At 38.9% G+C, this 12,509-nt stretch carries 11 protein-coding genes; 5 read left to right on the top strand and 6 right to left on the bottom strand.

What is annotated here, in order from left to right; genetic code table 11:
• Positions 1-39: 39 nt before the first annotated feature.
• On the top strand, positions 40-849 hold the full coding sequence (locus tag ASC84_RS20590) for a rhomboid family intramembrane serine protease (protein WP_056518074.1): 810 nt from the start codon (positions 40-42) through the stop codon (positions 847-849).
• A 177-nt stretch (positions 850-1,026) separates the two neighbouring features.
• Here ASC84_RS20590 and ASC84_RS20585 read toward each other — a convergent pair whose 3' ends face one another.
• Together ASC84_RS20585 and ASC84_RS20580 are read right to left on the bottom strand one after the other, a co-directional pair.
• Positions 1,027-3,636 (bottom strand): ABC transporter permease, encoded by a 2,610-nt coding sequence (locus tag ASC84_RS20585; RefSeq protein ID WP_056518072.1) that lies wholly within the window; start codon positions 3,634-3,636, stop codon positions 1,027-1,029.
• Positions 3,636-4,385 (bottom strand): ABC transporter ATP-binding protein, encoded by a 750-nt coding sequence (locus tag ASC84_RS20580; protein ID WP_056518070.1) that lies wholly within the window; start codon positions 4,383-4,385, stop codon positions 3,636-3,638. The genes ASC84_RS20585 and ASC84_RS20580 overlap by 1 nt, the downstream gene beginning before the upstream one ends.
• 48 nt (positions 4,386-4,433) lie before the next feature.
• Between ASC84_RS20580 and ASC84_RS20575 the strand changes: the two genes are divergently transcribed.
• A complete protein-coding gene (locus ASC84_RS20575) occupies positions 4,434-5,045 on the top strand; it encodes an arylesterase (protein ID WP_085944123.1) in 612 nt (203 codons plus the stop codon).
• A gap of 35 nt (positions 5,046-5,080) precedes the next feature.
• Here the strand turns inward: ASC84_RS20575 and ASC84_RS20570 are convergent, their stop codons facing one another.
• On the bottom strand, positions 5,081-5,674 hold the full coding sequence (locus tag ASC84_RS20570; RefSeq protein ID WP_056518069.1) for a TetR/AcrR family transcriptional regulator: 594 nt from the start codon (positions 5,672-5,674) through the stop codon (positions 5,081-5,083).
• A gap of 151 nt (positions 5,675-5,825) precedes the next feature.
• Between ASC84_RS20570 and ASC84_RS20565 the strand changes: the two genes are divergently transcribed.
• Positions 5,826-7,031 (top strand): MFS transporter, encoded by a 1,206-nt coding sequence (locus tag ASC84_RS20565; protein ID WP_056518209.1) that lies wholly within the window; start codon positions 5,826-5,828, stop codon positions 7,029-7,031.
• Between the two features lie 58 nt (positions 7,032-7,089).
• Here ASC84_RS20565 and thrH read toward each other — a convergent pair whose 3' ends face one another.
• Positions 7,090-7,707, bottom strand: a complete 618-nt coding sequence (gene thrH / locus ASC84_RS20560; protein WP_004717409.1) for a bifunctional phosphoserine phosphatase/homoserine phosphotransferase ThrH — start codon at positions 7,705-7,707, stop codon at positions 7,090-7,092.
• A gap of 321 nt (positions 7,708-8,028) precedes the next feature.
• On the opposite strand from thrH, the gene ASC84_RS20555 reads away from it, so the two are divergent.
• Both ASC84_RS20555 and ASC84_RS20550 read left to right on the top strand, forming a co-directional pair.
• Entirely contained in the window at positions 8,029-8,763 is a 735-nt protein-coding gene (locus ASC84_RS20555) for a phosphoadenylyl-sulfate reductase (RefSeq protein ID WP_004717410.1), read from the top strand.
• A gap of 405 nt (positions 8,764-9,168) precedes the next feature.
• Positions 9,169-10,626, top strand: a complete 1,458-nt coding sequence (locus ASC84_RS20550) for a wax ester/triacylglycerol synthase family O-acyltransferase (protein WP_056518067.1) — start codon at positions 9,169-9,171, stop codon at positions 10,624-10,626.
• Between the two features lie 85 nt (positions 10,627-10,711).
• On the opposite strand, the gene ASC84_RS22990 is transcribed toward ASC84_RS20550, so the two are convergent.
• Positions 10,712-10,885, bottom strand: coding sequence for a PA1571 family protein (locus ASC84_RS22990; RefSeq protein ID WP_004717412.1), 174 nt, complete (start codon positions 10,883-10,885; stop codon positions 10,712-10,714).
• 132 nt (positions 10,886-11,017) lie between these two features.
• Positions 11,018-12,472, bottom strand: coding sequence for a ribonuclease G (gene rng, locus ASC84_RS20545; RefSeq protein ID WP_004717413.1), 1,455 nt, complete (start codon positions 12,470-12,472; stop codon positions 11,018-11,020).
• Between the last annotated feature and the right edge of the window lie 37 nt (positions 12,473-12,509).

Here is a 12,509-nt window from a genome sequence, read left to right as displayed (position 1 = left end):
TGTTAAGCTGAATCTATCTATAAAAAGCTAAGCAATAGCATGTCTAAATATCAAGATCTTTCAACTTATAGCCAACCCAATTCTATTGGTAAAATAACCTTATTGCTGATTGTCATCAATGTCGGTTTATTTGCCATCCAAGTCTTATCAGGTGTCAATATTACTGACCCGACAACATTGGACGCGTTGCGTTGGGGTGCTGATTATGCACCTTTAACCTTCTTAGAGGAACCATATCGCTTATTCAGCAGTATGTTTTTTCACTTCGGTATCCTGCATCTAATGATGAATATGTGGGCACTGTATATTTTTGGTGATGTTGCTGAAAAAACTTTAGGAAAGTTTTATTTCCTTGGACTTTATATCCTTGCTGGACTCATGGGAAGTTTATTAAGTGGTTATTTGGATATTCGAAATAGCTACGAACTGCTGCAAAATTTTGATCAAAAACTCTTTCCTCATGTATCTGCAGGTGCATCGGGTGCTGTGATGGGACTTGGTGGTGCACTGACACTACTATCGTTGTTCCCACCTACCCCGAATCAAAGATTCATTTTAGATAAAAGATCACTTTTAACCGTACTTGCGATCAACTTAGCTTTTGGCTTTTTAGCCTCTGGAATTAACAATGCTGCCCATATCGGTGGGATGTTAATGGGTGCGGTCATGGCTTTGGCTTGGTATGCAACACAACGTGCCAAAATGGGTAAAGCTGCCAATATTATCATTGTGATTTTAGGGATTGCAGCAACCTATGCGGTTTATCTCTATTGCCAGCATCTCGTTGGACCACTTAGCCCACTTTGGCAACAAGCCATTGCACAAATGCGTGAGCAATTAAACTTTTAATCTCTAAAATAGCTTGTCTATGCCGCAATAAAACATTGCAGAGTACACTCAATTCAAGAAGCATAAAAAATGGCGGCCTATAGGTCACCATTTTTTAATTTACTGTCTTCACTGGGCAGTCTTTTAAGGGCTCAACTGAGATTAAACAGCTAGATAAAACCACTTAAACAAAGCGGTTTAATTCAACTCTCTTAGACTTTGCAATGGTGGGATTTCGGATAAATAGCTCAATCGGTAACGCCCAATCAATGCGCACAACACTGCCATCGAAATTGGTAAAATCAGCCAAATTTCCCAATGTAATTGCATCACCATTTCCATACGATAACTGGCAACGGCACTAATCACCTCTGCAAAGAAACAGGAAACGATTCCCGCCAATAATCCAATAAAGCCGATTTCAAAACTCATCATATTTTTTAACTGGCGCTTTGAACTACCAAAAGAGCGTAGCAATGCCACTTCTTTTTTACGTTCATCCATCAGCAAATTGATACAGGCAATCAGTACCAAAAAGCCAGATAAACTCACCAATACTGCCAAAACCGTAATGATTTTAACCAACACAGAAACCAAGTTTTTAATTTCATCAAAAATTAAAGAGACGTCAATAAAGACCGTATTGGAAAATTGTTGAATCAGATTAACCATCTTGATTTTTTCACTCGGCGGCACATAAAAACTCCCTAAGTAGCTGCCTGCGTTTTCATCCAACGTCTTTGGAGTAAAAATAAAGAAAAAGTTTGGACTAAAGCTTTGCCATTCCACGGTACGCAAATTCACAACTTGCGCGTCCAAATTTCCCTCAGGCAAACTAAAGGTTAAACGATCGCCAATTTTGATGCCCAATTCTTCAGCCAGTTTAGCCTCTACAGACACCTGCCCAACTTGAGTCAATTGAGCATTTCCAGCAACAATGATATTGTCTTGTGGATAATGATCTGCTTGGGTGAGATTTAACTCACGACGTAAAGAATTATTGGTTTTCACCAATTGGGCAGCAAAAGCTTGACCATTTTTTGCCAATAAGCGCCCTTTGACATTGGGATATAACGGTGTGCTTTTCCAGTGTTGCTGTGCCAATTGTTGTTTAAAAGCCTCCAGTTCAAATGGTGGTAGACCATAAATAAACTGGTTAGGCGTTCCCTCAGGCAATTGTTGCTGCCAACGCTCTAATAAATCAGTTCTCAATACAGCAAGTACCGTGATCAGACTTAAACCCAATGCCAAAGCGGTAATTTGTAATGCGGTTTGCGAAGGGGTTCGGATATAGGCTGAGAGCCTATTTTTCATTGATTTTAAAGTCTTTAAAATCATCCAAACCACAGCATATAACAAAGCTGTTAACACAATGACTGCACCCATCACCAACGCAGTGAGTATCAGATTTTCGGTCAAGACCAAACTAAAAATAATCAGGCTGACTAAACCTGTAGCCATCATCCACAACATTGAACGTGCCGACTTTTCTTGTTGGCGTATCACCCGAATAGGCGGTGTATTTAACAGTTGCCACAAGCTCGGTAAAATAAATCCAATCAATACAATCGCACTGGTAAAAATTGCAATAGGCAAAGGACCAATCAGCATCTGCAACATTGAAAATTGCAACTCTAGGTTAGGAATCATCTGCAACATCAATTGCAATAATGAATAACCTAAAATCAGTCCTAAAATACTGCCAATGACAATGGCGATTAAAATAACGACGCTCAGTAACCCAAGATAAGTTTGGAAAATCTGCCGTTTCGTTGCCCCCATACAACGCATCAGTGCAATATGATCTTGGTTCTGCTGTACATAACGCTGACTGGTTAAAGCGATGGCTAAACCACATAAAAGAATCGTCAGAATATTGGCCAATTGTAAGAAAGTATCGAGGTTTTCAATTGGTTTAAGTAAGCGTGAATTGCCCTCATCTGCATTACGTAGTCTTAAATTACTTTGTGCATCTAATTCATTATCCGCATTTTGTTGATCTTGTATGGATTGATCTGTTTGTGAGTGTGTTGTTGGCTGCTTTTCAGTCAATCTGTTTTCAGTCAATGTATTGGCACTTGATGCACTTAAAGCTGAATCTGCGTCCGAATTTTGTGCAATCTTTGAATTCACATTTTGCTTTTCTTGTGCTTTAAATGTCTTAAAAAATTGCTGATATGTTGCAATCGACTCCGCATCCCCTGCCATCAACAAACGATATTCAATCCGACTTCCAACTTGAATTGCACCCGTTTTTGCAACATCTGCTTGAGAGATAATCACGGTTGGCGAAAAGGCAGAAAAGCCTAATTCTTGATTTGAATCATGTTCAATGATGCCAGTAACTTTAAACTGACCATTGGCAATTTGAACGCTATCGCCTAGGTTTAATTTTAATAATTCTTGTGCGCGTTTGCTTAGCCAAACCCCGCCACTTTGTAAGGCTTGTTTTGGCGCAATTCTTAATTCACCACGTAAGGGAAATGCTGTGTCAATGGCTTTCACATTGACCATAACAAACTGATCCTGCGTAGAGGCCATTGAACCAAAAATGGTGACATGGGACTGTTTTAATTTTAAATCATCAGCCTGTTTGATCCATTGTTGGTCAATTGGATCTGTATCACTAAGTTGTAAATCTGCAGCTTGCATTTTGGCAGCTTGTAAGGTCACTGCTTGTTTGACTTGATCATTGCTAAACTTTAATGCAGTAGTCGCACTAATGGCTAAACTCAATGCAATAATCAACAGATATATGCCTGAACTGGCAAAACTTTGCCTAAATAAGGGTTTAAACAAGGTCAACATTACACCACCTCATTCGATTGAGGCGTTTGAGCATGTTCAATCAATTGACCATCTTTTAATTCATAATGACGTTGGCACTGTGCGGCCAATTGCGAATCGTGAGTGACAAGCACTAAAGTTGTACCGAGTTCTTTATTTAAATCAAATAAGAGCTGTTCAATTTCAAATGCGGTATGTTCATCTAAATTGCCTGTAGGTTCGTCGGCAAAAATAATTTTGGGGTCAGAAATTAAAGCTCGTGCAATGGCAACCCGTTGTTGCTCCCCACCAGACAATACTTTCGGGGTTTGCTGGCTTTGTCGTTCTAAACCGACTTTGGCCAATAAACTCAAAGATTTTTGTTCTGCTTGTGCATAATTAAAATTCTTCTGTAAACGTAATGGTAACATCACATTTTCTAAGGCAGAAAGATGTGGCAGTAACTGGAAAGATTGAAATACAAAACCAATATATTGAAGTCGAATCAACGCACGTTGTTCTTCGTTTAAATGCTCAATCGCTTCACCACAAACACTGAGTTGACCTGCACTGGCTTGATCGAGAGTGGCAAGGATGCCCAATAAAGTTGATTTTCCTGAACCAGAACGTCCAGTAATCGCGACCTGTTCACCTGTATAAATATTAAGATTTAGATTTTCAAAAATTGTAAGCGTTTGATGAGGTAATTCTATCTTTTGTGTAAGTTGCTGTGCAGAAATTATCACTTGTGGCATGATGGGAGAAGTTGAATCATCCTGAACCTTAGACATCATAAAGTACCTTATATGCAAATCAAAAAATTGTTAAATTTGAAAATGATGAAAAACCTAATTCATTGTTTATTTTTTAGCATAATCTGTCTGTTGCCCGTTAGTAGTTTTGCAAAAACGATCATGATTTTAGGTGATAGCTTAAGTGCGGGTTATGGTATCAACCCACAACAAGGCTGGGTTTTCTTGCTACAGCAACGCTTAAACCAACAATTTCCCAAACAACACAATGTGGTGAATGCCAGTGTAAGTGGTGAAACCACCAGTGGTGCGTTGGCGCGTTTTCCAAAACTGTTACAAAGCCATAAACCTGATATCGTGGTGATTGAGTTGGGTGGCAATGATGGTTTACGTGGACAACCACCACAAATGATTCAGAAAAATCTTGCGCAATTAATTCAACAAAGTCAGAAAAGCCAAGCCACGGTCATTTTATTGGGAATGAAAATTCCACCGAATTATGGTGCAGCTTATAGCCAAGCTTTTGAGAAAAATTATCAAACCCTAAGCCAACAATACAAAGTTAAAATGCATCCGTTTTTTATGAATGGAATTGCAGGCAATAAAAGTTTGATGCAAAAAGACTTAATCCACCCCAATGCAACGGCACAGAAAATTCTACTCGATAATGTCTATCCATTGATTCGAGGCGCGCTTTAAGTTTTTCTCAAAGCCGAAATGATTGCACCTGTTTACTACTCAAAATCGGATGTCGTGTTTTTAAAGACATCCGCAAAATTAAATAAACGTGCTAATAAATGGTGAATATAGTCCAAACTCGATTCTTGTTCGGTAAATAGAATCCGATGCAACATGGGTGCAATCACAATTTCAATAATCAGTTGATTATCGATGCTTGTTTCATTTCTCTGCTGGGCACGTTGCTGAATAATGTCTAACTGTTGAATCAAAAAGTCATAACACTTACCAGAGGTTGGCGAATCATTTTCCGCCACAATATCGCTTAAGATTGTACGCCCAACGGGTGAGGCATATTCCTCAAAATATTGCTCCATCCATGCATATAAGTCTTGCTTAAAACTACCAAGATCCGCAGGTACACTGTCTGGATGTAAAATATTAAAGGCAACATCTGCAAGCAGTTGAGATAAATCTCCCCACCGTCGATAGATCGTAGAGGGGGTGACTCCTGCATATTCAGCAATCATCGGAATCGTCAAATCTGCCACAGCTACATTCTGCTGTAATGTTTGCACCGCATTATGAACTGCGGCTTGTATTCGTGCACTGCGTCCACCGGGACGCAAACCTGTAATCACTTTCGTCATCAGCAAATCACTACAAATCTATAAATGAAAATCTATCAATGGGTTAATGATGAAGAACAGCTTTAATCAAAAATCATCTTAGCTAAACCTTTGTGTTTAATCCAAAATACGGTATAAAAGCTAATTAATAGCTTTTATGTACATGTTGATTATGCGCAACTCTAATTTTAATCGTCAAGTGACTTCCTATAAATTAAGCCATAATGCTTCACTGTACACACATACTTTTACCCTAATGACCTTTTTGGCAGCCTCAAGCGCACCAACACCGTTATATCGCTTGTATCAACAACACTTCAATTTTTCTCCTGTTTTATTAACGCTTATCTTTGCCACCTATGCGTTTGCTTTGCTATTAACCTTATTGGTGGCAGGATCATTGTCTGATTATATTGGACGTAAGCCGGTTATTTTTGTGGCTTTGATTTTAGAAATTATGTCCATGGGCTTTTTCTTGTTTGCATCCAATATCGAAATGCTGTTTATCGCACGAGGTTTGCAAGGTATTGCCACGGCTTTAGCCGCATCTACGTTTGGAGCAGCTTTGCTTGATCTGAGTAAAACACAGGGTTCTTTAATTAATAGTATTTCTCCAATGCTTGGTATGGCTGCGGGTATGCTAATGACCTGCATTGTTTTAGAGTTTTCGACTGTTCCATTAACACTTATTTTTGAAATACTCATTTTTCTGTTTGTATCTACCACATTTATCGCAATTTTTAGCCCTGAAACCGCAACTAAACGTGTGGGTGCTTTGGCATCATTAAAACCGCAACTGACTGTTCCAGTACAAACCCGAAAAGCACTCTTGATCGTAAGTCCAATTAATATCTCGTTATGGATGGTCAGTGGGTTCTTCCTCTCGTTAATGCCTTCATTGCTGGCTCAAGCTTTCCATGTGCAATCGGCATGGTTGAATGGCATGATGTTTATTACCCTATCAGTTTCAGGGGCTGTTGGGATTTTAACCCTGCGCAATGCGCCAACATTTAAAATTTTAGTTACTGCTGCAATTACGATTGTCTCGGGCTCAAGTGTTATTTTGCTTGGCATTCATCTGGTGCAACCAATCTTATTGTTTATTGGTGCTGTGGTGACTGGGATTGGCTTTGGTACAGGTTTTATGGGTGCAATTCGTGCTGTTATGCCCTTAGCTTTACCTGAACAACGTGCAGGTTTAATGGCCGCATTTTTTGTTGAAAGCTATTTGGCCTTTAGTATACCTGCGATTATTGCTGGATACTTTGTCAATAAAGTGGGCTTAATTTTTACTGCAGATGTCTATATTTGTATGATTATCTTGTTGGCCAGCTTGGCGTTTGTTTTTGCGTTTAAAAATAAACAGAACATCCCCTAAAGCGTGTTAAAAAGTAAAACAAAAGGCGCATTAAGCGCCTTTTGTTTTAAATCTTAGATTAAGCTGGAATATCACGAATAGATGCTTTACGAATTGCTTCTTTCAGTGCGTCATAACCATGAATTGGCGGGAACTGTGGAAATTCACGAATCACATTTTCAGGCGCGTCAAATAAGAAACCATGATCAGCTTCACCCAACATGGTTGTATCGTTATACGAATCGCCTGCTGCGATTACACGGTAATTTAAACCATGTAAAGCTTTTACAGCTTCACGTTTTTGATCAGGTTGGCGCAATTTATACGCAGTGATCATACCATTTTCATCAGTTTCTAATTTATGACAGAAAATTGTTGGCCAACCTAACTGTTGCATCAACGGATGTGCAAACTCATAAAATGTATCTGAAAGAATAATCAACTGAAAATGGGTACGTAACCATTCTACAAACTCTTTTGCACCCGGAAATGGCCCCATGTCTGCAATCACAGCTTGAATGTCATTTAAGCCTAAACCATGCTGTTTAAGAATATTTAAACGTTGAGTCATCAACACATCGTAGTCAGGAATATCACGAGTTGTTGCTTCTAATTCTTTGATTCCTGTTTTTTTAGCAAAATTGATCCAGATTTCTGGTACCAATACACCCTCAAGATCAAGACATACGATTTCCATGGGTTCTCCCAAATGTCAGTTAAAAATTTTGGGCTTATCATAGCACTAAAGTTTAAAAAGAATGCTGAAAGTTTTTACAGCAAACCCATTTCATTTGGTTATGCATAAGGCTTGTCAATATTTACAAATCTGTTTTATTCATAAGTATTTTAATTAATCTGCTAAGTAGCATATTTCATTTACTTTAAAATATCTGGATCGTCAAAAGCAGCAATTCACATAAGTTGAATTGAGCTAATTTTTGCCAAAATGCTTAAATTCAAATATCTTTTGAACATGTTTACGAAAATTGTAGCTTCAAGCTAACTGCCAGGAGCAGATATGACCGCCATTCCAACCATAGATCTTGTGGACGCACTTGCGACTGAGTATGCCGACAAATCACCTTCTGAAATTTTAGAACTCGCGCTTTCTCAGCAAGGTGAAATCGCAATTTCATTTTCTGGCGCAGAAGATGTTGTTCTTATCGATATGGCACACAATTTAGGTAAACCATTTCGTGTTTTTAGTTTAGATACAGGTCGTTTACACCCTGAAACCTACCAATTTCTTGAAACCGTACGTAAGCACTATGGGATTAAAATTGAGATTTGCTTTCCAGAAGCCGATGCCGTTCAACAGTTGGTCAACGAAAAAGGTTTATTTAGCTTCTATCAAGATGATCATAAAGAATGCTGTGGTATCCGAAAAGTTCAGCCACTACGTAAAAAATTAGCTACTTTAGATGGTTGGATTACGGGGCAACGCAAAGATCAAAGCCCAGGCACACGTACGGAAATTCCCGTCATTCAAGCGGATAGCGGTTTTTCTGGTGAAGGCAAACAACTGATTAAATATAACCCATTGGCCAATTGGTCAAGTGCGGATGTATGGAACTATATTCGTATGATGGAGATTCCTTATAATCCATTACATGAAAAAGGCTTTATCTCAATTGGCTGCGAACCATGTACCCGTCCAGTATTGCCAAATCAACATGAACGCGAAGGTCGTTGGTGGTGGGAAGAAGCAACACATAAAGAATGTGGCCTACACGCAGGCAATTTAAAAAAGTAATATCAGGAAAACTCATTAAAACTCATGAATTTTTATTAACTTAACGTTCATCGAAATGCTTGGATTTTACGCTTAGAAAAGTTTTATACTAAGGTTTGTTGATATTTCATCTATAGCTTGTGTCATAGGCTAGAGTTGAGTAGGCAAAGGCATGAAAAAATAGTGAGACTATTTTCAGGTTTCATCACTCAAACTGAGAAATTTTAGCTATACCCAGAATGCCAACAAAGCGCTGCATTGTTGGCAACACAAAATGTAACGATGTACCTGATGTTTTCTAACATCACATCGTTGTAAACATGGACGAATGATCAACAGACCCAAGTTACACGGTTCTATAATTCTAACAATTCACCAGCTCATAAATGAGTTGTTGTAGAAATTGCAGTGAGGCAATCCAAGACTATGCGCCCATTACACCCTATTGATTTTATTTTTTTAAATTTAGAAAAACGTCAACAACCCATGCATGTTGGTGGGTTATTCTTATTTGAAATACCAGAACATGCGCCTTCTACCTTCATTCAAGATCTTGTTGCAGATATTCGTAATTCAAAATCTATTCCTGTCCCACCCTTTAACAATCGCTTAAGTGGCATGTTTTGGGATGAAGACGAAGAGTTTGATATCGACCATCATTTCCGTCATATCGCATTACCTCATCCGGGACGTATCCGTGAATTATTGGTTTATATTTCACAGGAACACAGTTCGTTGATTGACCGAGCAAAGCCACTTTGGACCTGTCATATTATTGAAGGGATTGAAGGCAATCGCTTTGCCATGTATTTTAAAATCCACCATGCCATGATTGATGGTGTGGCTGGTATGCGTCTGGTGGAAAAATCATTTTCAAAAGATGCTGACTCCAAAACCATTATTCCGCCTTGGTGTGTCGAAGGTAAACGGGCAAAACGTTTAAAAGAAACCAAACTGGATAAAGCTAAAAAAATATTCTCTGCCTTAAAAGGGCAAGTTGAAGCAGCACCTAAGGTCACTCAAGAGCTGTTCCAAACTGTATTTAAAGAAATGGGGAAAAACCCCGATTATGTTTCAAGCTTCCAAGCACCAAGCAGTTTATTTAACCAACGGGTAAGTTCATCACGTCGTTTCGCTGCTCAGTCTTTTGAACTTGATCGTTTTAGAGATATTTCCAAAGCCCTTGGTGTTACGATTAATGATGTGGTACTTGCGGTGTGTGCAGGTGCATTACGTGATTATTTGATCACACAAGAAGCTTTACCGAAAAAACCGCTGATTGCGATGGTTCCAGCCTCATTACGTGATGATGACTCAGATATGAGTAACCGTATCACCATGATTTTGGCAAATTTAGGCACACATAAAGAAAGTCCTTTAGAGCGTTTAGACATTATTAAACGCAGTGTACAAAATGCAAAAAATCGTTTTAAACGTATGAGCTCTGATCAAATCTTAAATTATAGTGCTTTCGTTTTTGGTGCAGCAGGCGTGAATATTGCATCAGGACTTATGCCAAAACGCCAGGCGTTTAACGTAATCATTTCCAATGTACCAGGACCACGTGAACCTTTGTATTGGAATGGCGCTAAATTAGATGCCCTCTACCCTGTTTCTATTGTTTTGGATGGTCAGGCACTAAATATCACCATGACCAGTTATTTAGATAAATTAGAAGTCGGTTTAACGGGTTGCCGTAAATCTCTGCCTAAATTGCAGAATCTTCTCACGCATTTGGAAAATGAAATCCAAAAGTTTGAGCAAATCATTGCTGAAAAAAATGCAGTTGAACTTGCCGATAAAAAGCCAAACGCTCAAGCCAAGGCAAAAACGGATACTCAAGATGTAACGAAGGAATCTGTTGCAGCACGAAAGTTAGTATAGGATTTTATAATTGATTTGATTTTAGTGTTGATTGAGAGATAAAAACATAAATTGATTCAAAAATTAAGGGGCTAATATATGCCCCTTAATCTTTAACATTACGACACTTGTTTAACAGTTGATGACAGACATTAACCACCATGTCTTTGGTGATTTTCACTTCTTGACCATTGTCATCTAACATAACACATGTATTTTTAGGCTGGCTTTCCAACACATGCTTGATACTACGACTGATTAATTGTTCACTTACACTCATTTTATGACCTCACTTGCTAAGACTGTGAAAGGGAGAAAGTCTTTGGCTACCTTTGTAATCTAGTATTGTGAAATCAGTTCAAAAAGTAAAATTTCAGATGTAACAACTGTTTAACGACATCCTGTTACAATTTCAACTCAAAATGATATCGTATTGCTCTTGCGTGTATAAATTTTCGACTTGGAATTTAATCACGCGATTAATAAAATGCTCTAAATCCGCGACAGCTGGGGCTTCCGCAGTTAATAGGCGATCAATCACCGATGGATGACCGATAACAGTAAAGCCACTCTTAGACTCATAAGCACGGGTATATCTTAAGATTTCGCGAAAAATTTCGTAACATACTGTCTCTGCTGTTTTCACAAATCCGCGCCCTTGACAGGTCGGACATGATTCACACAACAAATGCTCTAATGATTCACGCGTACGTTTACGTGTCATTTCAACTAAGCCAAGTTCAGAGACTTGGGTAATCTTGGTTTTTGCATGGTCACGTTCCAGCATTTTATCAAACTGATTCATGACCTCTTCACGATGTACAGCTTCCTGCATATCAATGAAGTCAATAATGATAATGCCACCCAAATTACGTAAGCGTAATTGGCGCGCAATCACCTGTGTCGCTTCCATATTGGTTTTAAACACAGTGTCTTCTAGCGTACGGCCACCGACATACGAACCTGTATTGACATCAATTGTGGTCATCGCTTCAGTCTGATCTATCATCAGATAACCACCTGACTTCAAAGCTACACGGGTTTGTAATGCTTTTTGGATATCTTCTTCAACATTGTACAAATCAAAAAGTGGACGCTCACCAGGATAGTGCTGCAAGCGGCTTTCCATACTCGGTACAAATTCACAAACGAACTCTTGCAACTTGGCATGTATTTCCCGTGAATCTACATAAATTGTTGCCGTATCATCATTGGCTAAATCGCGAATAACACGTTGTGGTAAAGGAAGTTCTTCAAAAATCAGCGAAGGTACTGCAATAATTTTTTGTTTTTTCTGAATAAATTCCCAAAGCTTGGCTAAATACGCCATATCTTGAGCAATTGAAGCCTCTTCAATTCCTTCAGCGGCTGTACGTACAATCACTGAACCCGGCAACTTATGCTCGCTTTGAATTCTTTCAATCATCGAGCGTAAACGGTCACGTTCTTCTTCAGACTCAATCCGTTGCGATACACCAATATGACTGCCATATGGCATCAAGACAAGATAACGAGATGGGATAGAAAGATCGGTACTCAGTCGCGCACCTTTAGTGCCCAACATGTCTTTCATCACTTGAACCGTCAGAATTTGACCGGGTTGTAATAACTCAAAGACATTCGGCGTAGGTTGATTACGCGGCCAAATCATATCATTGATGTGTAAGAATGCAGTACGAGATAACCCGATATCGACAAAGGCTGCTTGCATCCCTGGAAGTACACGGACAACTTTTCCTTTATAAATATTCCCGACTAACCCGCGTTTAACAGTTCGTTCAACAAACAGTTCGTTGACCGTACCATTTTGAATTAGCGCCACACGACATTCCATAGGTGTGACGTTAATCAATAACTCGTCAGACATAACTAAACTCAAAACATTATAAAAATTCTTTTCAGCA

The organism is Acinetobacter sp. Root1280, assembly GCF_001425285.1.
GTDB classification, from domain to species: domain Bacteria; phylum Pseudomonadota; class Gammaproteobacteria; order Pseudomonadales; family Moraxellaceae; genus Acinetobacter; species Acinetobacter guillouiae.
Note: the sequence above shows the minus strand (reverse complement) of the source record. Positions and strands in the feature narration are given on the sequence as shown.

What these genes read in the sequence shown, in the direction of transcription:
- ASC84_RS20590 (WP_056518074.1), top strand. Translation starts at nt 40, where the DNA reads ATGTCTAAATATCAAGATCTTTCAACTTATAGCCAACCCAATTCTATT.
- ASC84_RS20585 (WP_056518072.1), bottom strand. Translation starts at nt 3,636, where the DNA reads ATGTTGACCTTGTTTAAACCCTTATTTAGGCAAAGTTTTGCCAGTTCA.
- ASC84_RS20580 (WP_056518070.1), bottom strand. Translation starts at nt 4,385, where the DNA reads ATGTCTAAGGTTCAGGATGATTCAACTTCTCCCATCATGCCACAAGTG.
- ASC84_RS20575 (WP_085944123.1), top strand. Translation starts at nt 4,434, where the DNA reads ATGAAAAACCTAATTCATTGTTTATTTTTTAGCATAATCTGTCTGTTG.
- ASC84_RS20570 (WP_056518069.1), bottom strand. Translation starts at nt 5,674, where the DNA reads ATGACGAAAGTGATTACAGGTTTGCGTCCCGGTGGACGCAGTGCACGA.
- ASC84_RS20565 (WP_056518209.1), top strand. Translation starts at nt 5,826, where the DNA reads ATGCGCAACTCTAATTTTAATCGTCAAGTGACTTCCTATAAATTAAGC.
- thrH (WP_004717409.1), bottom strand. Translation starts at nt 7,707, where the DNA reads ATGGAAATCGTATGTCTTGATCTTGAGGGTGTATTGGTACCAGAAATC.
- ASC84_RS20555 (WP_004717410.1), top strand. Translation starts at nt 8,029, where the DNA reads ATGACCGCCATTCCAACCATAGATCTTGTGGACGCACTTGCGACTGAG.
- ASC84_RS20550 (WP_056518067.1), top strand. Translation starts at nt 9,169, where the DNA reads ATGCGCCCATTACACCCTATTGATTTTATTTTTTTAAATTTAGAAAAA.
- ASC84_RS22990 (WP_004717412.1), bottom strand. Translation starts at nt 10,885, where the DNA reads ATGAGTGTAAGTGAACAATTAATCAGTCGTAGTATCAAGCATGTGTTG.
- rng (WP_004717413.1), bottom strand. Translation starts at nt 12,472, where the DNA reads ATGTCTGACGAGTTATTGATTAACGTCACACCTATGGAATGTCGTGTG.